Genomic DNA, 19,839 nt, shown 5'->3' with positions numbered 1-19,839 from the left:
ATGGAGTACGATCCAAATAGTATCCGTCAATCTTGTTTTTCGGGCGTCATGGCCGGTAATCTTGCAGAAGCTTTGACATTCCAAAAAACCCTGTACCAAAAACTGTGCGAATTGCCGCCAGGTCTGACCGGGGAAATCATCGACGGTACCCTCTACACCCAGCCACGTCCCAAGGGGGGCCACATTCGTGCCGAGTCCGTTCTTGACCGCCGCTTGGGACGGCACTATGACGATGGAGATGGCGGCCCCGGTGGCTGGTGGATCCTGGTGGAACCAGAAGTCCACTTCGTCCGCGACACCGAGGTGGTGGTTCCCGATCTGGCCGGCTGGCGGCGCCGGCGGATGCCCGAACTGCCGCGGGATCACCGTTTCGAGGTGGTGCCGGACTGGCTGTGCGAAATCCTGTCTCCCGCCACCCGCAGCCTGGATCGGGAAGTCAAGATGCCTTGCTATGCGCGTTATGGCGTCTCTTTCCTCTGGCTCATCGACCCCGAGGCCCGGACGCTGGAAGCTTTCGTTTCGGAACCAGGCGAATGGCGGCTGTCGGGGCGGTTCGAAGAGGACGCTGAGGTGAAGGTGGCACCTTTCGATGCTGTTCCCTTGCCTCTGGGGGATTTGTGGCGCTGAAGCCTGCGTTTCCCCGGTGCCGCTCCAGCTCCCTGTTTTCCCGCTGAATCCGGCATCCTTGGTCGCTCCTTCCCCTTGCGCTACAATCAGGAGAACCATAGCTCCCGTTTCCAACCGGGGAGACACCCTTTGACGAAGGACATGATGACAGACCGGGATGCCATTTACGCCACTTTACGCCGCCTGCTCAGGGAACTGTTCGAGATCGATCCGGCACAGGTCACGCCCGAGACCACCTTCCAGGAACTGGACATCGACAGCATCGACGCGGTCGATCTGGTGGTCCACCTGCACGATCTGATCGGCAAGCGCATCCCGCCGGATGACTTTCGTCAGATCCGGACCGTGGGGGACGTGGTCGAGGTGGTGCAGCGTCTTACCGCTGAATGAGCCGTTTCCCGGGGCGTGGATGGCTGTGGGCCGTCCTCGTCGTTCTTACTTTGTTGTATCCGTTCCTGGTGTGGTGGTCCCTCGGCCGCGTCGATCCCCGCTGGCTGCTGCTGGCATTGCTGGGGCTGATGGGTTTGCGGGCCTGGTGGCTGAGAGGGGGCTGGCCGTTTTGGGTCCTGACTCTGGCTGTGGCGGGCCTGCTGCTGTGGGGGCGGGAGGGGGCGCTGCTGCTTTATCCGGTGCTGGTCAACGGGGTTTTCCTGGTCTGGTTCCTGGCGACGCTGGAGTGGTTTCCGCCACCGGTGGTGGAACGGCTGGCGCGCCTGCTGGACCCTGATCTGCCTCCTGAAGGTGTGCGTTACACCCGCATCGTCACCTGGGTCTGGTGTCTGTTCTTCGCCGTCAACGGCAGCATCGCCGCCTTCACCGTCTGGTACGGGGATCTGCGCTTGTGGACGCTTTACAACGGTCTGCTCGCGTATCTGCTCAGCGGCGCCCTGGTGGCGGTGGAATACGGGGTGCGGCGCTGGACGATGCGGCGCAACGGCCATGCCTGATCCCCGCCCGCTGCCCCGGATTCTGGCCCGCCGGCGGGAAGGCCGGCGAGTGGATTACCGCCTGTATCTGCCGGTGGATCTGGCCTGTTTCCAGGGCCATTTCCCCGGTTTCCCCCTCCTTGCCGGGGTGGTGCAGATCCACTGGGCCGCAGCGCTGTTTCTGAAGGAATTCGCCCTGCCACTGCGTTTCCGGCGGATGGAGAACATCAAGTTCAAGCGCCTGGTGGTGCCGGAGATGACGCTGGAATTGCGCCTCGATTACGATCCTGAACGCAAGCGGCTGGCCTTCCGTTACCGTACCGGGGAAGGGGAGTGCAGTTCCGGACGGCTGTACTGGGAGTGACGATGGCGTTCGAACCCTGCGCGGTGATCCCCGTGTACAACCACAGCGACCGTCTCGGGACCATCGTCGCCGCATTGCGGTCCTGCGGCCTGCCCTGTTTTCTGGTGGACGACGGCAGTGATCTGTCCCACCGCGGCGTCATCGACAGCCTGGGTGCCGAGCGGGGGGTGACGGTGCTGCGCCATGCCTGCAACCGCGGCAAGGGGGCGGCGGTGAAGACCGGCCTGCGGGCAGCGCAGGCGGCCGGTTTCAGCCACGCGCTGCAGATCGACGCCGACGGCCAGCACGAGCTAGCCGACGTGCCGGCCTTCCTGGAGGCGGCACGGTCCCGGCCGGAGGCGGTGGTCTGCGGCCGGCCCCGTTTCGACGCTTCCATGCCCCGCAGCCGCTATTACGGCCGCTGGCTCACCCACGTGTGGGTGTGGATCAACACCGCTTCCTTGGCGATTCCCGACGCCATGTGCGGCTTCCGCGTCTATCCGCTGACGGCGGTGGAACCGCTGCTGGAAAAAGTCCGCGGCGAGCGCATGGATTTCGACATCGAAGTCCTGGTGCGGCTGCACTGGGCCGAGGTGCCGATGGTGTGGCTGCCCACCCGGGTGCGCTACCGGGCCGATGGTGTGTCCCACTTCCGCGCTTGGGAAGACAACTGGCGTATCAGCCGGATGCACGCGCGCCTGTTCCTGCAGCGCTTGGGAGGGTGGTGGTGAGCGGGCACTGGGCGGCGATGGAGGAACGCGGCGTCCTCTGGGGGATGCGCTTCCTGCTGGGGGTGTATCTGTTGCTGGGCCGGCCCTTCTTCCGGCTGTTCCTGTATCCGGTGGTGGGTTATTATTTCGTGGTCAACCGCCGGGCGCGGGCGGCCTCGCGCGATTACCTGTGCCGGCTGCACCGCTTCGCGCCGCGACTGGGGCTGGACGGCGGCCTGTGGCACAGCTACCGTCATTTCCTCAGCTTCGCCGAATGCCTGCTGGACAAGATCGTGGTCTGGCTGGGGCGCTTCGACACCACCGCGGTCGCCTTTCACAACCGCGAGCTATTCCTGCGGCTGCTCGATCAGGGCCAGGGCGGCCTGATCGTCACCGCCCATCTCGGCAATCTGGAGGTCTGCCGGGCGCTGGCCGACTTCCGCCGGCGCCTGCGCCTCAATATCCTGGTGCACACCAAGCACGCGGAGAAGTTCAACCGCCTGCTGGGCAGCGTGGACCGTTCCCACCACATGACCCTGATTCAGGTGACCGAGATCGACCCGGCCACGGCGATCCTCCTGCAGGACAAAGTGCGCCGGGGCGAATTCGTGGTGCTGGTGGGGGACCGGATTCCAGTGGGCAGCCCCAAGCGGGTGGTGCAATTGCCGTTTCTGGGCGCCCCGGCCCCGTTTCCCCAGGGTCCCTGGCTGCTGGCCCACCTGCTCCGGTGCCCAGTGTTCACCCTGTTTTGCTACCGCTGCGGCGACGGCTATCACATCCACTTCGACCCGTTGCACGAGCACGTCCAGCTGCCGCGGGAGAGGACGGAGCGTTTGGCGTCGATCCGCGCTTACGCCCGCCCCTTCGTCGAGCGCCTGCAGCGTCACTGCCTGCAGGCGCCGCTGCAATGGTTCAACTTCTACCCCTTCTGGGAGGCGCCGTGAGCGGACTGCCCGAGGCCGAGGTGACCCTGGAGGTGCCCTTCTTCGATGCCGACATGCTCGGCATCGTCTGGCACGGCCATTACCTCAAATACTTCGAAATCGCCCGCTGCGCCCTGCTCGAAATCATCGATTATGATTACCTTACCATGAAGGCCACCGGCTACGTGTGGCCAGTGGTGGATCTGCAGGTCCGCTATCTGGCCCCGGCCCGCTTCGGCCAGACCCTGCAGGTGGCGGCAAGAATGCTCGAATACGAATACCGCCTGAAGCTGGCCTACGAAATCCACGACACCGACGGCCGCCGCCTGGCCAAAGGCACCACCGTCCAGGTGGCGGTGGAACTGGACAGCGGCGAGATGTGTTTCGGCTCGCCGCCGGTGTTGCTGGAGCGGATCGCGCGCTGGCGGCGTCAGCGGGCTTGAGCGTCGAGCAGCCCGAAGAACAAGGCCAGGAAGTCCTCATTCTTCAGCGTGCCGGTATGACTGTTCTGGAAGCCGTAGATCCGGGTGGCGCGGTGCTGCCAGATGAGAGGAATCTGGCTTTGCAGGGGAACGACGCCGTCACTGCTGTCACCGTCCTCATAGGAAAAGATCAGATAATAGGGCGGTAGAGGGGTATCCGCAGACTGCAGCCAGCGTAGGTAGTCGCTGTTCGGAGCCAAGTCGTGCCAGGCCGGAATCACGATGGGGGAGTGGGCTACCCCTTGGGCGGCGCTGGGCATCCCCCCCAGGGGGGAATTGATGGTGACGAGCAGGCCGATGCGCCGGGCAGCGTCGGGATGGCGGGTCCGGTACTTGCGCAGGGTACCGTGGGCCACCAGACCGCCCATGCTGTGGGCGGCCAGAATCAGGCGGGGGGGATGATAGCGGTTCTGCACCGCGGTCAGGGCCTGGACCGCATAGTCGGTGATCATCGTCAGCGGCAGACCGCTGGGATAATGGAGCACCCATGGTTGGAAACGGTCACGGTCTAGCCGTTCGATCGCCGTACGCCAGTCTAGTGGCGTGCCACCCATGCCGTGAATGAACAGTACCGGGATACGGTCGTCCCGATAAGGTTGGAGAAAATACAGACCGGCACCGACGCGTTCGAGAAAGCTCAATGGTTTCCATAACCCCAGGGCGGCGTTCTCCCTGGAAAAGGCCGGATCGTCCAGGGCGGTGACCTTGCCGATCTGGGTCAGCCAGCGTTTCGGATTCTGCTGCACCCCCCGGTAACCACCCTGTAATGCGGGCGGATGGCCTCGTACCGGCAGTGGTGGCAGGTGTTTGTATTCACCGGCCGCCACCCGAATGGGCAGGGGTACCCCGGTGGCCCGTTGGTAATAGTTGGCTGCCTCGCCTTCCTGATAACGCTGGTCGCCGTTGGTGTCGATATGGGCACCGATGTAGTAGGTGCCGGGGCGGACGTGGAAGCGGAAGCGTCCTTGCTCGTCAGCACGGGTATAGGTGTCACTGACGAAGGTCATGCCCTGGCGGCGATACAGATGTACGATCAGTGGTCCGCTGCTGCCAGGGGCGGGCTGCACCCGGCCTTCGATCACACTCGCCTGCGCTACGGTCTGGGCCTGGTGGTGGATTTCCCGCAGGCCGCAGCCGCTCGAAACGAGGAGTATGACCAGGATGGGCAGCAGCAGACGCATGGGAATCAATTTTCGAGCCGGAAACCAACCTTGAGCACTACCTGGAAGTGGGCTACTTTGCCGTCCTCGATGTGGCCCCGGGTCTCCACCACCTGAAACCAGTTCAGGTGCTTGAGGGTTTTGCTGGCGCGCTCGATGGCGTTGCGGATGGCGGCATCAGTGCTCTCCGTGGAGGAACCGACGATTTCGATGACTTTGTAGACGTGGTCGGGCATGGCAGGTCCCCCTTGCTGCAATTGTCGACTCCGGATGATAGAGGATTACGGGGCGATCTGCCAGATCTTCCGGAGACGACCTGCAATTCTCAGGTGCAAACGAGAATTTTTACCTGCTCGTTAACGTGGAAATGCCAAGTCATTCATTTTTCATGATCCAGGGTGGCGCATTTCATGATCCAGGGTGGCGCAACCTCGTGCCATGAGGGGCAGTTACAATGATGCGATCCGAGCTTTCTGCTTTCTTAACTGCATCAACCTGCTCTTAAGGTCCATTAGCTTCTGGCGTTCCTTTTCCACCACCTCGGCCGGGGCCTTCTCCACGAACTTGGGATTTTTGAGCTTGCCTTCCACCCGCGGCAGTTCCTTCTCGATGCGGGTGATTTCCTTGGCCAGGCGCTGCAGTTCGGCTTCCTTGTCGATGAGGCCGGCGAGGGGAATGAGGATCTTCAGTTCGTCCACCAGGGCGATGGCCGCCTCGGGCGGGGTTTCGCCGGCCTCGAGCCAGCGGACCGATTCGACCCGGGCGAAGCGCTCCAGATAGGGACGCCAGCGTTCCACCCGCTCGCGGTCGTCTCTCGATCCGTCCTGGAGGACGACCGGCAGCGGTTTGCCCGGGGCAATGTTCATTTCCCCGCGGATGCGGCGCAGCCCCAAAATGAACTGTTGCAGCCAGGCCACTTCGCTTTCGGCTTCGGTGTCAATCCGGGTTTCGTCCGGCAGCGGGAAGGGCTGCAGCATGATGGTGTCGCCGTCGATGCCGGTGATGTCCCTGGCCTTCTGCCAGATCTCCTCGGTGATGAAGGGGATGATCGGATGGGCCAGGCGCAGAAATGCCTCCAGCACTTCGATCAGGGTCTGGCGGGTGGCGCGCTGCTGGGCCGGGGTGCCTTCCGCCAGGGAGACCTTGGCCAGCTCCAGATACCAGTCGCAGTATTCGTCCCACAGGAATTCGTAAGTCGCCTGAGCGGCCAGGTCGAAGCGGTAGCTTTCGATCGACTCGATGACGGTCTCCAGCGCCTGCTGGAAACGGGAGCGAATCCAGCGGTCCACCGGCGTCGGCTCGGCCTCGCCTTCGAGATCCTGGTTCTCGGTGTTCATGAACACGTAGCGGGCCGCGTTCCACAGCTTGTTGCAGAAGTTGCGGTAGCCTTCGATCCTTCCCAGGTCGAAGCGGATGTCGCGGCCGGTGGTGGCCAGGGCCGCGAAGGTGAAGCGCAGGGCGTCGGCGCCGTAAGAAGGAATGCCGCCCGGAAACTCCTTGCGGGTCTGCTGCTCGATCTGTCTGGCCATCTGCGGCTGCATCAGCCCGGCGGTGCGCTTTTTTACCAGCGATTCCAGGTCGATGCCGTCGATCAGGTCCAGGGGGTCGAGGACGTTGCCTTTGGACTTGGACATCTTCTGACCGTGGGCGTCGCGCACCAGGCCGTGGATGTACACGTCGCGGAAAGGCACATCATTCATGAACTTCTGTCCCATCATCACCATGCGCGCGACCCAGAAGAAGATGATGTCGAAGCCGGTCACCAGTACGCTGGTGGGGTAGAAGGTTTCCAGCTCCGGGGTCTTGTCGGGCCAGCCGAGGGTGGAGAAGGGCCACAGGGCCGAGGAGAACCAGGTGTCGAGGACGTCTTCGTCCTGTTTCAAGGGCCGGTCGCCGAGATGGTGTTTCTCCCGCACTTCCGCCTCGCTGCGGCCCACGTAGATGTTGCCGTCGGCGTCGTACCAGGCCGGAATCCGGTGGCCCCACCAGATCTGGCGGCTGATGCACCAGTCCTCGATGTTCTCCAGCCACTGGTAATAGGTCTTGGTCCAGTTCTCCGGGATGAAGCGGATCCGGCCTTCCTTCACCACCCGCAGGGCTTCTTCCGCCAAGGGGCCGGCCTTGACGAACCACTGGTCGGTGAGATAAGGCTCGATCACCGCCCCGGAGCGGTCGCCGCGCGGCACCTTGAGGACGTGGTCCTCGATTCTTTCCAACAGGCCCAGCTTCTCCAGATCGGCGACGATCTTCCGGCGGGCTTCGAAGCGGTCCAGGCCCCGGTACCGGGGCGGGGCGTTGTCGTTGAGGCGGGCGTCGGGGGTGAAGATGTTGATCTGCGGCAGGTCGTGGCGCCTGCCCACCTCGTAGTCGTTGAAGTCGTGGGCCGGGGTGATCTTGACGCAGCCGGTGCCGAATTCGGGATCGACGTAGTCGTCGGCGATGATGGGGATCTCGCGGTCCGTCAGGGGCAGCCGGACGGCCTTGCCGATCAGATGCCGGTAGCGTTCGTCTTCGGGGTGGACGGCGACGGCCACGTCCCCGAGCATCGTCTCCGGACGGGTGGTGGCCACCACCAGATGGCCGGAGCCGTCGGCCAGGGGATAGCGGATGTGCCACAGGTGCCCCTTTTCCTCCTCGGCGATCACCTCCAGGTCGGAGACGGCGGTGTGGAGCACCGGATCCCAGTTCACCAGGCGCTTGCCGCGGTAGATCAGGCCCTCTTCGTAGAGGCGCACGAACACCTCGCGCACCGCCCGCGACAGCCCCTCGTCCATGGTGAAGCGTTCCCGCGACCAGTCCACCGATGCCCCCAGGCGGCGCAGCTGGCGGGTGATGGTGCCGCCGGAATGGGCCTTCCATTCCCATACCTTTTCCAGGAACTTCTCCCGTCCCAGGTCGTGGCGGGTCTTGCCCTCCCGTTCCAGCAGCCGTTCCACCACCATCTGGGTGGCGATGCCGGCGTGGTCGGTGCCCGGCTGCCACAGGGTGTTGAAGCCGCGCATGCGGTGATAGCGGGTCAGGGCGTCCATGATGGTGTCCTGGAAGGCGTGGCCCATGTGCAGGCTGCCGGTGACGTTGGGCGGCGGAATCATGATGCAGTAGGGCTCGCCCTTGCCGGAGGGGGCGAAGTAGCCGCTTTCCTCCCAGATTTTGTACCAGTGCTGTTCGATCTTGTGGGGGTCGTAGGTCTTTTCCATCGCGCCTGTGTGTCCGCTGTCCGGTAAAATGGAAGAATTTTAACATCTTGTGGCCCCAAGCCCATGTCCGAACCGGTCTATTGGGACGAGGCGATCGCCTGGCTGGGACGGCGCGATCCGGTGCTGGCCGATCTGATCGCCCGGTATCCCGAGCGCCTGCGGCGCCAGGGCGACAGCTTCCGTACCCTGGTGCGCGCCATCGTCGGTCAGCAGATCTCCATCCGCGCCGCCGACCGGGTGTGGGCGCGCCTAGAGAGCGTCCTGCCGGAAGTGACCCCCGGGGCACTGGCCGCCGCGGAGGAAAGCTGTCTGCGCGGGGCGGGTCTGTCGCGTCCCAAGATTCGATACTTGCGGCATCTGGCTCGCTACTATCTCGAGTGCGGCATCCGCGATACCCACTGGCAGGGACGATCCCTGGCCGATATCCGCCGGGAACTGCTGCAGCTCACCGGCATCGGTCCCTGGACCCTGGAGATGTTCGCCATCTTCCATCTCCATGAGCCGGACGTCTTCTCCCCCGGCGACATCGGTCTGCAGAAGGCGGTCGGAAGGCTCTATTTCGACCGTCCCGTGCTGCCGCGCCCGGAACTGGAAGACTTCGCCCGCCGCTGGGCGCCCTTCCGCACCGTCGCCGCCTGGTATCTGTGGCGCCATCTGGACCCGGAGCCGGTGATTTACTGAATAGCAGTTGAAACGCTGACTGTCGGTGTGGCTGGTTATGCTGGCTGCTCGGTGTCTCCACGAACGGGTCGGTCGCGAGCGGGTGGCCCGGCTGATGAAGGCCAAGGGTCCGGTGCGTGTCAGCCGCCGTAAGGGTTTCTGCACGACAGTATGCGATGGGCCGGTGCCGGAGTTGGTGAAGCGTCAATTTACCACCGAAACCCTGGATCGGTTGTGGGTGGCAGACATCACCTATGTGCCGACTTGGGAGGGGTTCCTGTACCTAGCGGTGGTGCTGGACGTGTTCAGCCGGCGCATCGCGGGTTGGGCGATGGCGACGCACCTGTGAAGTGGGGTAACTCCAGTACCAGCGGCTTGCTTCAACAGTGCAATCACCGTATCGTGCATCCTTACGCGCGTGTTGTAGGCGCCTCACCATTTGATTGGCCTCGAACCATGAGGCACCTACAACACCTCCGCTCACTTCGCGAATTTTGTCAGGCACTCAGGGGTGAATGAGAATGCAGGATGACCCTGAATTTGTTCAAACATCGTCTTTGGTACCCTCCCCACCCGGCCCCCGTCACCGCGAGCCGCTCCCCTGGCAGGTCCCCAAGCCTCCGGAGGAGGACCCGGACGCCCCGGCGCGGGTGCAGCAGATCCTCGCCAGCCCCAGCTACCGGCCAGCCATCGCTGATCTGGCTTTTCTCAACAGTTACGAAACCCGCCCGGTCCGTCTACAGCTCGACTATCTCAAGCCGGAACTGGGGCTGCAGCAGGCCGGGGTGCGCAACACCATCGTGGTTTTCGGCAGTACCCGCATCTCCGAACCGCTGGCGGCCCGGCGCAAGCTGGCGGTACTCAAGGAGGCCCTGGCGCGGCGCCCGGACAATGCCGAGCTCAAGCGGCGGGTGAAGGTGGCCGAGCGGATCGTGGCCAAGTCCCGGTATTACGAGGTGGCCCGGGAATTCGGGCGTCTGGTGGGAAAATCCGGTCATGGGCCGCTGGACTGCCGCCTGGTGGTGATGACCGGTGGAGGGCCCGGGATCATGGAAGCGGCCAACCGCGGTGCCTTCGATGTGGGGGCCAAGAGCGTCGGCCTCAACATCACCCTGCCCCACGAGCAGTTCCCCAACCCCTACATCACCCCGGAATTGTGCTTCCAGTTTCACTACTTCGCCCTGCGCAAAATGCACTTTCTGCTGCGGGCCAAGGCGCTGGTGGTGTTTCCCGGCGGTTTCGGCACCCTGGACGAGCTATTCGAGACCCTGACCCTGATCCAGACCCGCAAGATCAAGCCGGTGCCGGTGGTGCTGGTGGGGCGCGAGTACTGGCAGAAAGTGATCGATTTCGATTTTCTGGTGGAAGAAGGGACCATCGATCCCGAGGATCGGGAGCTGTTCTGGTATGCCGAAACCGCCCAGGAAATCTGGGACGGCATCACCTGGTGGTACGAGAGCAGCGGCGAGCCCCTGATCAACGGGGAAATCTATCCGCTCAAACCGGAGGACTGAGTGCACATCGAATTCCACGGCGCCGCCGGCGGCGTCACCGGTTCCTGTCACCTCATCGAGGCGGCCGGCAAGCGGCTTTTGATCGACTGTGGCATGTATCAGGGCGGGCGCGAACTGGAGGCCCAGAATGCCGAGCCTTTCGGCTTCGATCCGGCCGGTATCGATTACGTTCTCCTGACCCACGCCCATCTGGATCACTGTGGTCGCCTGCCGCTGCTGACCAAGCGGGGCTTCCGGGGCGAGATCATCACCACCGGCGCCAGCCGCGATCTGGCCAAGATCGTGATGATGGACGCCGCCCATCTGGCCGAGGAGGAGAGCCGGCGTCTGACCCACAAGGCGCGGCTGCGGGGGGAGAAGGAACGGATCGAGCCGGTCTATGACGTCCTCGACGTGTTCGATACCCTCGACCGCTTCGGCCGCCGCATCGACTACAACAAACCGACCCGCATCGCTCCCGGGATCCGCGCCACCTTCGTCGATGCCGGCCACATCCTTGGTTCCGCCTGCATCCTGCTGCAGCTGCGCGAGGGGGAAAGGCGGGTGAGGGTGTTGTTCTCCGGCGATCTGGGCAACAAGGGGCGGCCTATCCTGCGCGATCCTGCCAGACCGCCGAAAGCGGACGTGGTGGTGATGGAAACCACCTACGGCAACCGCTGCCACAAGCCGCTGCCACCGTCGGTGGAGGAACTGTACCAGGCGATTCTCGACACCCTCGACCGCGGCGGCAACGTCGTCATTCCCACCTTCGCCCTGGAGCGGGCCCAGGAGATTCTCTACTTTCTGCGCGAGGGTGTGGAGCGGAAAATCCTGCCCCGTTACCTACCGGTGTTTCTCGATTCCCCCATGGCTATCTCGGCGACCGAGATTTTCCGCCGTCATCCGGAATGCTTCGATCCGGAAACCTGCGCCATCTTTCAGGAGGGGCGCGATCCCTTCGGCCTGCCTAATCTGCATTTCGTCCGCGAGGCCGCCGAATCAATGCGTCTCAACCAGATCCAAAGCGGGGCGGTCGTCATGGCTGGTTCCGGCATGTGCACCGGCGGCCGGGTGCGCCACCACCTGCGCCACAACCTGTGGCGCCCCGAGTGCAGCGTCGTCTTCGTCGGCTACGCCGCCCGCGGCACCCCGGCCCGGGCCATCATCGACGGGGCCAAGACCGTGCATCTGCTGGGCAAGGAAATCCCGGTGCGGGCCCGCATCTACACCATCGGCGGCTTTTCCGCCCACGCCGACCGCGACGAGCTGCTCGAATGGCACCGCCGGACCGGCAACCCCGCCTGCACCTTTCTGGTCCACGGGGAAACCGAAGCCCTGAGCGCCATGTGCCAACGGTTGCAGCCGGCGCGGGTGGAGATTCCCGAGCTGCATCAGCGCTACGATCTGACCCGCTATCAATGGACGCGGTAACGAAACGCTGGCAATTCTGGATCGACCGCGGCGGCACGTTCACCGACATCGTCGCCCGTCGTCCCGACGGCCGTCTGCTCACTCACAAGCTGTTGTCGGAAAACCCCCGCCGCTACGACGATGCGGTGCTCCAGGGCATTCGCGACCTGCTGGGATTGCCGGCCGGGGCGCCGATTCCCGCCGCCCGGATCGACAGCATCCGCATGGGCACCACCGTGGGCACCAACGCGCTGTTGGAGCGCCGGGGGGAACCCACCGCCCTGGTCATCACCCGCGGGTTCGAGGACGCTCTGGTGATCGCTTATCAGAACCGGCCCGACATCTTCGCCCTCGACATCCGCAAGCCCGACACCCTCTACACCACCGTGGTGCCGGTCACCGAGCGCGTCGATCCCGAAGGGCGCATTCTCACCCCGCTGGACACGGACCAGGCCCGTTGTGCCTTGACCGCCCTGCGGCAACAGGGGATCGATTCCCTGGCCATCGTCCTGCTCCACGCCTACGCCAATCCGGAACACGAGCGCCGCCTCGCCGCCCTGGCCCGGCAGCTGGGATTTGCGCAGATCTCCGTCTCCCATCAGGTCAGTCCGCTGCCCAAGCTGGTGGCGCGGGGGGATACCACCGTCCTCGATGCCTATCTGTCTCCGCCGCTGCGACGCTATACCCGGCGCATCGAGGCGGGGATCGACGGGCCGGTACGGTTGTGGTTCATGCAATCCCACGGGGGCTTGACCCGGGCGGCCCACTTTCGGGGGCGGGACTGTCTGCTGTCGGGACCGGCGGGCGGGCTGATCGCTGCGGTCCGCATCGGCGAACGGTTGGGAATCGAGCGGCTGATCACCTTCGACATGGGCGGAACCTCCACCGACGTGGCCCACTATGCCGGGGAGCTGGAACGGGTATTCGAGACTGAAGTCGCCGGGGTCCGGGTGCAGGCGCCCCAGCTGCACATCCACACCGTCGCCGCCGGGGGTGGTTCCATACTGCACTTCGACGGCCAGCGCTGCCGTGTGGGACCGCAGTCGGCGGGCGCCGACCCGGGGCCGGCCTGCTATCGCCGCGGCGGGCCGCTGACGGTCACCGACGCCAACCTGATGGTGGGGCGGATTCAGCCGCGGCACTTTCCCGCGACCTTCGGGCCTGGCGGCGACCTGCCTTTGGACCGGGAGGCCGTGCAGCGGGGATTTTCCGCCTTGGCGGCGGCAATGGCGGCCGCCACCGGCACGCGGTTGACGCCGGAAGCGGTCGCCGACGGCTTTTTGGAAGTGGCGGTGGAAAACATGGCGGCGGCGATCAAGCAGATTTCGCTGCAGCGTGGCCATGACCTGCGCCGTTACACGCTGTTCTGTTTCGGCGGCGCCGGCGGTCAGCTGGCGTGCCGGGTGGCTGCGCACTTAGGGATGCGCGAGGTGCTGCTGCATCCCTTCGCCGGGGTGCTGTCGGCCTACGGCATGGGACTGGCGGACTGGCGCCACTTGGGGGAGGCGGCGGTGGAGCGTCCCCTGGCGGAACTGGATGCCGCAGCGCTGGCGGAGCTCTTCCAGCCCCTGGTGCGGGAAGCCGAAGCCCGGATGAGGGCCGAGGGTTTTACCGGCGGGCAGGCCGCATACGTTCGCCGGGTCCATCTACGCTATGAGGGCACCGACACCACGTTCGCCGTGCCCTGCGACACTCCGGAGACCTTGGCCCAAGCCTTCACCGCCCGTCATCGACAGCGCTTCGGCTTCCTGCTGGAACGGGAACTGGTGGTGGCCCGGATTTCCCTGGAGGCCGTCGTCCAGGCCGAAGCGCCAGAGCTGCCCGAATGGCCGGCCGGTGGTTCCCCGGCGCCACCCTGCGACCAAGTACCCCTGTTCGTCGCCGGAGAGTGGCGCACGGTTCCCCTCTACCGCCGGGAGGTGCTGGTGCCGGGGCAGACCTTCAGGGGGCCGGCCATCGTCGTCGAGGCCACCGCCACCACGGTCATCGATCCGGGCTGGGCGGGTCGCCTCGACCGCCACGGACATCTGCGCCTGCGGCAGGGTCAGGCCGCCGTCCGCCGTCCCGCCGTCGACGCCCGCCGGGCCGACCCGGTGCTGCTGACCATCTTCAACAAGCAGTTCCAAGCCGTGGCCGAACAGATGGGTGATGCGCTGCGCAACACCGCCCATTCGGTCAACATCAAGGAGCGGCTGGATTTTTCCTGTGCGCTGTTCGACTCCTGTGGCCGGCTGGTGGCCAACGCTCCCCATATTCCGGTGCATCTGGGCTCCATGGGGGATTGCGTCCAGACCCTGCTGCGGCGGGAAACCCTGCGTCCCGGGGAGGTATGGCTGACCAACTCCCCTTATCACGGCGGCACCCATCTGCCCGACATCACCGTGATCACCCCGGTGTTCGACGATGCCGGGCGTTTGGCCTTTCTGCTCGCCTCCCGCGGCCACCATGCCGACGTGGGCGGGACGACGCCGGGGTCCATGCCCGCCGACAGCCGCACCATCGACGAGGAAGGCGTGTGGACGCCGGGATTGCGGATCGTCGCTGCCGGCCGCCTGCAGGAAACGGCGATCCGCCGTTGGCTTCGCGACGCGCCGTTTCCGGCCCGCAATCCGGCCCAGAATCTGGCCGATCTGCAGGCCCAGATCGCCGCCAACAACCAGGGGGTGCAGGCGCTGGGGCGGTTGATCGATGCCTGGGGACGCGACACCGTGACCGCCTACATGGCGCACGTGCGCGCCAACGCCCGCGAGGCGGTGCGCCGCCTGTTGCCCAGGCTGCGTGACGGCCGGTTCCGCTACCGTCTCGACAACGAGGCCGAGATCGCCGTGGCGGTCAGCATCGATGCGGCGGCGGGCAGGGCGCGGATCGACTTCTCCGGCACCTCGTCCCAGACCCGTGACAACTTCAACGCCCCGGCGGCGGTGTGCAAGGCGGCGGTGCTGTACGTGTTCCGCACCCTGGTGGCCGATGACATCCCCCTCAACGCCGGTTGCCTGGAGCCGTTGGAAATCGTCATCCCCGAGGGCAGTTTCCTCAATCCCCGGCCGCCGGCGGCGGTGGTGGCCGGCAACGTGGAAACCTCCCAGTACGTGGTGGACGCCCTCTACGGCGCCCTGGGGGTGCTGGCCGCTTCCCAGGGCACCATGAACAATCTCACCTTCGGCAACGAGCGCCACCAGTATTACGAAACCCTTTGCGGCGGCGCCGGGGCCGGGCCGGATTTCGACGGCGCCGACGCGGTGCACACCCACATGACCAACTCCCGCCTCACCGACACCGAGATCCTGGAGCGGCGTTATCCGGTCCGGGTGGAATCGTTTCGCATCCGCCGCGGCAGCGGCGGGGGCGGGCGTCACCGGGGCGGCGACGGGGTGGTGCGCGAGCTGCGGTTCCTGGAACCCATGACCTGCGCCATCCTTTCCAGTCATCGCCGTTATCCCCCCTTCGGCCTCGCCGGTGGCCGGCCGGGGGCGTTGGGGCGCAACCGGCTGATCCGCGCCGACGGACGTGAAGAGACGTTGCCTGGTTGCGCCCGGATCGGCGTGGCGGCCGGGGACAGGCTGGTGATCGAGACGCCGGGGGGCGGGGGTTTCGGGCCGGCGGAGGAGGTCAGCCCAGCACCAGATGGTACAGAATGCTCTCCGCCTGCCGGCAGGGCAGGGAATAATGACCCTCGCCCGCCAGAAAGCGGGTCTCGCAGCGGGGCAGGCGGCCGGCCAGAATCCGGCTCTGGGTGACGGGGACGACCCGGTCGGCCTCGCCGTGCCACAAGGTGACCTTCTGTCCCACGGCCGCCGGCTCGAATCCCCACTGGCGCACGTAGTGGACGAAGTCCCGCCGGGCGCCGCGGCCGCCCTGGCGCAGCCCTTCGCGGATACTGGCCTCGAAGCAGGTGCGGATGCGGCGGTCGGCGAGGGTGCGGCGGTCGCTCTCCGGCAGCTGGCTCTCCAGCAGGGTGAAGGTCAGCCGCGGGAAGCGCCGCAGCAGGGCGGCGGTGGCCGGACCGAAGAAGAGTGGCAGCGCCCAGGGCGCCTTCTCGGCCAGAAAGAAAGCCAGCCGCGCCGCCGGGCTCATGGTGCGGCGCAGCGCCGGGTCCTGGATCGGCCCCAGGGGGCAGACCAGGGCCACGCCCCGCACCCGCTTCTCCAGGCGGGCGGCGCAGGCCAGGGCGTAGGGGCCGCCGCCGGAGACGCCGACGACATGGAAACGGGGGATTCCCAGGTGGTCGGCCACCGCGGCCAGATCGCCCGTCCAGGCGGCGACGTTCGTAGGCGGCAGGGGATCGGAACGGCCGTAGCCGGGGCGGTCTGGGGCGAACAAGCAAAGGCCGAGCTTTCTGGCGGCCGCCTCGGCAACCGCGGCCTCGAGGCGCGAGGAAGGGGTGCCGTGGCAATAGGCCACCGGAAGGCCGTCGGGATCGCCGTAGCGGGCGAAAGCGATGCGGCGGCCGTCTGCGGCGGTGTAAATCTGCGGCCTCACCCGGCTTCCTGCAGAATCGCCTTCAGTTGCTGCAGAGCGGCCTGACCGCGGGCCTTCTTTTCCGTCTCCGGCAGCGCGCTTTTGCCCACCCATTCCAGATCCTCCTGGGGCAGTTCCTCCAGGAAACGGCTGGGGGTGCAGTCCACCATCTCGCCGTAGCGGCGGCGCTTCTGGCAGTAGCTCAGGGTCAGGGTTTTCTGGGCCCGGGTGATGCCCACGTAACACAAGCGCCGCTCCTCCTCGATGTCGTCCAGGTCGATGCTGGTCTGGTGCGGCAGCAGTCCTTCCTCCATCCCCACCAGGTAGACGTGGGGGAATTCCAGCCCCTTGGCGGCGTGCAAAGTCATGAGGGTGACCCGGTCGCCGGCTTCCTCGTCGCGGGTGCGGTCGAGGACGTCCAGCAGCATCAGTTTGGTGACCGTCGCATTCAGCGGGTCGTCGCCGCCCTCGGCCTCCTCCAGCAGGCGGGCGAGCCAGTCGAGCAGATCGCGCACGTTCTCCCAGCGGCGCTCGAACTGTTTGGGGTTGGCGGCGGCATCGCGCAGGTGATCGCGGTAGCCGATGGTTTCCAGCATTTCCTCGATCACCGCCAGGGTGTCGCCGCGTTTGGCGCGGTCGGCCACATCGCCCAGAAAATCGCAGAAGTGCTGCAGGCGGTCGATGGCTTTGCCGTCGAGCACCTGGGTCAGACCCATTTCGTAGCAGGCGGCGAACAGGGAGACGTGGCGCCTCTGGGCATAGCTGCCGAGTTTTTCCAGGGTGGCAGGGCCGATCTCACGCCTGGGGGTGTTGGCCACCCGCAGGAAGGCGATGTCGTCGTCGGGATTGACCAGCAGGCGCAGGTAGGCCACCACGTCCTTGACCTCGGCGTGGTTGAAGAACGACTGGCCGCCGCTGAGAAAATAGGGGATGCGCTGTTCCCTGAGGGCGCGCTCGAACAGACGGGCCTGGTGATTGCTGCGGTAGAGGATGGCGTAGTCGGAAAAGCGCCCTCCCTTGCGGAACTTGTGATGCAGTAGGTCGGCGGCGGTCTGACGCGCCTCGGCGAACTCGTCCTCGTGGGCCAGCACCCGGATCGGATCGCCGAAGCCGTACCGGCTCCACAGCTTCTTTTCGAACACGTGGGGGTTGTTGGCGATCAGGCGGTTGGCGGCCTTGAGGATGCGGCCGGTGGAGCGGTAGTTCTGTTCCAGCTTGATGATCTCAAGGCGCGAAAAGTCCCGGTGCAGCTGCACCAGATTCTCCGGCTGAGCCCCGCGCCAGGCGTAGATGGACTGATCGTCGTCGCCGACCACGGTGAAGCGTCCCAGCTTGCCGGTCAACAGGCACAGCAGGCGGTACTGGGTGCGGTTGGTGTCCTGGTACTCGTCCACCAAAAGATAACGCAGCCGGGCCTGCCATTTCTCCAGGATTTCCGGCCGGTTCTGGAACAGCAGCACCGGCAGCAGGATCAGGTCGTCGAAGTCCACCGCATTGTAGGCCTTAAGGCAGCGCTGGTAGTCGCGGTAGAGCAGGGCGGCCGGATCGTCGCCGGCCTCCTCCGGGAGGACGAAATCGTTCTTCCAGCTGCCGATTTTGTGGGCGTGGGCGGGCAGGTCGTCGGGGTGGAAGTGCTGCTCGTGGTGGGCGGCGATCTCCTTGAGGAGATTGAGGCGGTCGTGGCTGTCGAGGATCGAAAGCCCCGGCTTGAGCCCCAGAGCCTTGTGCTCGCGGCGCAGGATGTCCAGCCCCAGGGCGTGGAAGGTGGAGACGGTCAGCCCCTTGGCGCGGTTGCCGTCGATGAGCTGGCCGACCCGCTGCTTCATCTCCCGGGCGGCCTTGTTGGTGAAGGTGAGGGCGGCGATGTGGCGCGCCGCCAGTCCCTGCTCGATCAGATAAGCGATCTTGTGGGTGATGACCCGGGTCTTGCCGCTGCCGGCGCCGGCGATCACCAGCACCGGGGTGTCGACGGCCTTGACCGCGGCGCGCTGCTGGGGATTGAGCTCAGCCAGCTTCATGGGCGGCGAGGATGTCGGCGACGCAGGCGGTCAGCTTCCTGGCGTAGGGAATATGGAGAAACTCGTTGGGACCGTGGGCGTTGCTGCCCGGTCCCAGCACCCCGGTGATGAGGAACTGGGCCTGGGGATAGGCGTCGCCCAGCATCTTCATGAAGGGGATCGAGGCCCCCAGCCCCAGATAGGCGGCCTTGTGGCCGTAGTGCTTCAGGGAGGCGCGGTCGCAGGCCTCCTGCAGCCATTTCGCCGGCGGCGGCGCCTCCCAGCCGTCGCCGCCCTGATCGAAGCGGATTTCGACCTGGGCGTTGAAAGGGGGATCACGCAGCACCGCCCGTTCGATGGCTTTTTTGGCCTCCTCGCAGCGCAGCGGCGGCGGCAGGCGGAAGGACAGCTTCAGGCGCGTGTAGGCGCGCATGACGTTGCCGGCGCGGTCGGCGGGCGGCAGGCCGTCCTGGCCCGTCACGCACAGGCTCGGCCGCCAGGTGTTGTTGAGGATCAGCTCGTAAGGATCGTCGCTCAGGGGTCTGAGGCCGGGCAGAGGGTGCAGCCCCGCCACCGGCGCCAGCCTGAGGATTTCCGACGCGTCTTTGGCCTGTTGTTTGCGGATGGCGGGGATTTCGACGTGCAGCGCCTCCAGCCGCACCCGGCCGGTGGCCGGATCCTCCAGGCGGTCGAGAATCTGGCGCAGGATGGCGAAGGATTCGGGCACGATGCCGGAGGCGATGCCGGAGTGGGCCGCCTCCTCAAGGGTGCGCACGGTGACGGTGCAGCCCTGCATGCCCCGCAGCGAGGTGGTGGACCACAGTCGTTCGTAGTCGCCGGTGCCCGAGTCCAGGGCGACGACCAGGTCCGGGGTGCCGACGAGGTCGCCGTACTTTTCCAGGTAAGGGGGCAGGTGGGGCGAGCCGCTCTCCTCGGAGAACTCGATCAGAATCAGGCAGCGGGGGTGGGGTAGGCCCTGGCGGCGCAGAGCCTTGAGGGCGGCGACGGCGGCAAACAGCGCGTAGCCGTCATCGGCCCCGCCGCGGCCGTAGAGTCTGCAGTCCTCGATCACCGGTTTCCAGGGGCCCAGGTCCTCGCGCCAGCCCTCCATTTCCGGCTGTTTGTCCAGATGGCCGTAGAGCAGCACGTTGCCTTCCCTTTGCCCCGGGATTTCCACCAGAATCAGGGGTGTCAGCCCCGGCAGTTGCAGGTCGTGGACGGCCCAGTCGGTTTCCCGATGACGTTCGAGCCAGTCCAGCGCCAGGCGGCGGGCCTGCTCCAGATGGCCGGTTTTGGCCCAGTCGGCGTCGAAATCCGGCGACAGGGCCGGGATGCGGATATAGTCGATGAGGGCGGGGAGGATTTCCCGGTCCCAGAAGTCGGTGAGGGTGTCCAGCAGCGGGTTGGTGGTCATGGCGGTGCTTTTCCGGAAAGGGTGGTTAGTTTAACCGAA

Annotated in this window: 17 protein-coding genes and 1 pseudogene; 12 read left to right on the top strand and 6 right to left on the bottom strand. The window is 65.8% G+C overall.

Features of this window, described 5'->3' with window-relative positions; all coding sequences use genetic code 11:
- Positions 1–72: 72 nt before the first annotated feature.
- From MIN45_RS11655 to MIN45_RS11625, 7 genes are all read left to right on the top strand, one after another.
- On the top strand, positions 73–627 hold the full coding sequence (locus tag MIN45_RS11655; protein WP_286292435.1) for a Uma2 family endonuclease: 555 nt from the start codon (positions 73–75) through the stop codon (positions 625–627).
- 141 nt (positions 628–768) lie between these two features.
- Entirely contained in the window at positions 769–1,017 is a 249-nt protein-coding gene (locus MIN45_RS11650; RefSeq protein ID WP_286292433.1) for an acyl carrier protein, read from the top strand.
- Positions 1,014–1,574 (top strand): COG4648 family protein, encoded by a 561-nt coding sequence (locus MIN45_RS11645; protein WP_286292431.1) that lies wholly within the window; start codon positions 1,014–1,016, stop codon positions 1,572–1,574. The genes MIN45_RS11650 and MIN45_RS11645 overlap by 4 nt, the downstream gene beginning before the upstream one ends.
- The gene (locus tag MIN45_RS11640; RefSeq protein WP_286292430.1) at positions 1,567–1,917 is read left to right on the top strand and encodes an ApeI family dehydratase; all 351 of its coding nucleotides are present in this window, start codon (positions 1,567–1,569) and stop codon (positions 1,915–1,917) included. The genes MIN45_RS11645 and MIN45_RS11640 overlap by 8 nt, the downstream gene beginning before the upstream one ends.
- A 2-nt stretch (positions 1,918–1,919) precedes the next feature.
- A complete protein-coding gene (locus MIN45_RS11635) occupies positions 1,920–2,627 on the top strand; it encodes a glycosyltransferase family 2 protein (protein ID WP_286292428.1) in 708 nt (235 codons plus the stop codon).
- Positions 2,624–3,550 (top strand): LpxL/LpxP family acyltransferase, encoded by a 927-nt coding sequence (locus MIN45_RS11630; RefSeq protein ID WP_286292427.1) that lies wholly within the window; start codon positions 2,624–2,626, stop codon positions 3,548–3,550. Before MIN45_RS11635 ends, MIN45_RS11630 begins: the two co-directional genes overlap by 4 nt.
- Entirely contained in the window at positions 3,547–3,972 is a 426-nt protein-coding gene (locus tag MIN45_RS11625) for an acyl-CoA thioesterase (RefSeq protein WP_422732664.1), read from the top strand. The genes MIN45_RS11630 and MIN45_RS11625 overlap by 4 nt, the downstream gene beginning before the upstream one ends.
- On the opposite strand, the gene MIN45_RS11620 is transcribed toward MIN45_RS11625, so the two are convergent.
- The 3 genes from MIN45_RS11620 to MIN45_RS11610 all read right to left on the bottom strand — a co-directional run bounded on the left by MIN45_RS11620 (position 3,960) and on the right by MIN45_RS11610 (position 8,368).
- The gene (locus MIN45_RS11620; RefSeq protein ID WP_286292425.1) at positions 3,960–5,192 is read right to left on the bottom strand and encodes an alpha/beta fold hydrolase; all 1,233 of its coding nucleotides are present in this window, start codon (positions 5,190–5,192) and stop codon (positions 3,960–3,962) included. The two genes, MIN45_RS11625 and MIN45_RS11620, sit on opposite strands and share 13 nt — an antisense overlap.
- 5 nt (positions 5,193–5,197) lie before the next feature.
- Positions 5,198–5,407 carry a dodecin gene (locus MIN45_RS11615; protein WP_286292423.1) on the bottom strand — a complete coding sequence of 70 codons (210 nt, stop codon included), beginning with the start codon at positions 5,405–5,407 and terminating at the stop codon, positions 5,198–5,200.
- 213 nt (positions 5,408–5,620) lie between these two features.
- A complete protein-coding gene (locus MIN45_RS11610) occupies positions 5,621–8,368 on the bottom strand; it encodes a valine--tRNA ligase (protein WP_286292422.1) in 2,748 nt (915 codons plus the stop codon).
- Between the two features lie 63 nt (positions 8,369–8,431).
- On the opposite strand from MIN45_RS11610, the gene MIN45_RS11605 reads away from it, so the two are divergent.
- The 5 genes from MIN45_RS11605 (at position 8,432) to MIN45_RS11585 (ending at position 15,668) form a co-directional block, all read left to right on the top strand.
- The gene (locus MIN45_RS11605; RefSeq protein ID WP_286292420.1) at positions 8,432–9,049 is read left to right on the top strand and encodes a DNA-3-methyladenine glycosylase family protein; all 618 of its coding nucleotides are present in this window, start codon (positions 8,432–8,434) and stop codon (positions 9,047–9,049) included.
- A 37-nt stretch (positions 9,050–9,086) separates the two neighbouring features.
- A complete protein-coding gene (locus tag MIN45_RS12480) occupies positions 9,087–9,377 on the top strand; it encodes a DDE-type integrase/transposase/recombinase (protein ID WP_286292419.1) in 291 nt (96 codons plus the stop codon).
- A 208-nt stretch (positions 9,378–9,585) separates the two neighbouring features.
- Positions 9,586–10,542, top strand: a complete 957-nt coding sequence (locus MIN45_RS11595) for an LOG family protein (protein WP_286292417.1) — start codon at positions 9,586–9,588, stop codon at positions 10,540–10,542.
- Positions 10,543–11,952, top strand: a complete 1,410-nt coding sequence (locus MIN45_RS11590; RefSeq protein WP_286292416.1) for an MBL fold metallo-hydrolase — start codon at positions 10,543–10,545, stop codon at positions 11,950–11,952.
- Entirely contained in the window at positions 11,940–15,668 is a 3,729-nt protein-coding gene (locus tag MIN45_RS11585; protein WP_286292415.1) for a hydantoinase B/oxoprolinase family protein, read from the top strand. The genes MIN45_RS11590 and MIN45_RS11585 overlap by 13 nt, the downstream gene beginning before the upstream one ends.
- On the opposite strand, the pseudogene MIN45_RS11580 reads toward MIN45_RS11585, so the two are convergent.
- From MIN45_RS11580 to MIN45_RS11570, 3 genes and pseudogenes are all read right to left on the bottom strand, one after another.
- Positions 15,652–16,503: pseudogene (locus MIN45_RS11580) on the bottom strand (alpha/beta fold hydrolase); the annotation flags it as partial. The gene MIN45_RS11585 and the pseudogene MIN45_RS11580 overlap by 17 nt on opposite strands.
- Entirely contained in the window at positions 16,407–18,407 is a 2,001-nt protein-coding gene (locus tag MIN45_RS11575; RefSeq protein WP_286292414.1) for a UvrD-helicase domain-containing protein, read from the bottom strand. The gene MIN45_RS11575 and the pseudogene MIN45_RS11580, both read right to left, overlap by 97 nt.
- Entirely contained in the window at positions 18,394–19,800 is a 1,407-nt protein-coding gene (locus MIN45_RS11570) for a M20/M25/M40 family metallo-hydrolase (RefSeq protein ID WP_286292412.1), read from the bottom strand. Before MIN45_RS11570 ends, MIN45_RS11575 begins: the two co-directional genes overlap by 14 nt.
- Positions 19,801–19,839 lie beyond the last annotated feature (39 nt).

The organism is Methylomarinovum tepidoasis, assembly GCF_030294985.1.
Taxonomy (GTDB): domain Bacteria; phylum Pseudomonadota; class Gammaproteobacteria; order Methylococcales; family Methylothermaceae; genus Methylohalobius; species Methylohalobius tepidoasis.
The sequence above is the reverse complement of the archived record's forward strand: the minus strand, read 5'-3'. Positions and strand labels throughout refer to the sequence as shown.

Coding starts and splice junctions, on each gene's coding strand:
- MIN45_RS11640 (WP_286292430.1), top strand. CDS start 1,567: ATGCCTGATCCCCGCCCGCTGCCCCGGATTCTGGCCCGCCGGCGGGAA.
- MIN45_RS11585 (WP_286292415.1), top strand. CDS start 11,940: ATGGACGCGGTAACGAAACGCTGGCAATTCTGGATCGACCGCGGCGGC.
- MIN45_RS11650 (WP_286292433.1), top strand. CDS start 769: ATGATGACAGACCGGGATGCCATTTACGCCACTTTACGCCGCCTGCTC.
- MIN45_RS12480 (WP_286292419.1), top strand. CDS start 9,087: ATGCTGGCTGCTCGGTGTCTCCACGAACGGGTCGGTCGCGAGCGGGTG.
- MIN45_RS11620 (WP_286292425.1), bottom strand. CDS start 5,192: ATGCGTCTGCTGCTGCCCATCCTGGTCATACTCCTCGTTTCGAGCGGC.
- MIN45_RS11575 (WP_286292414.1), bottom strand. CDS start 18,407: ATGAAGCTGGCTGAGCTCAATCCCCAGCAGCGCGCCGCGGTCAAGGCC.
- MIN45_RS11635 (WP_286292428.1), top strand. CDS start 1,920: ATGGCGTTCGAACCCTGCGCGGTGATCCCCGTGTACAACCACAGCGAC.
- MIN45_RS11610 (WP_286292422.1), bottom strand. CDS start 8,368: ATGGAAAAGACCTACGACCCCCACAAGATCGAACAGCACTGGTACAAA.
- MIN45_RS11570 (WP_286292412.1), bottom strand. CDS start 19,800: ATGACCACCAACCCGCTGCTGGACACCCTCACCGACTTCTGGGACCGG.
- MIN45_RS11605 (WP_286292420.1), top strand. CDS start 8,432: ATGTCCGAACCGGTCTATTGGGACGAGGCGATCGCCTGGCTGGGACGG.
- MIN45_RS11645 (WP_286292431.1), top strand. CDS start 1,014: ATGAGCCGTTTCCCGGGGCGTGGATGGCTGTGGGCCGTCCTCGTCGTT.
- MIN45_RS11615 (WP_286292423.1), bottom strand. CDS start 5,407: ATGCCCGACCACGTCTACAAAGTCATCGAAATCGTCGGTTCCTCCACG.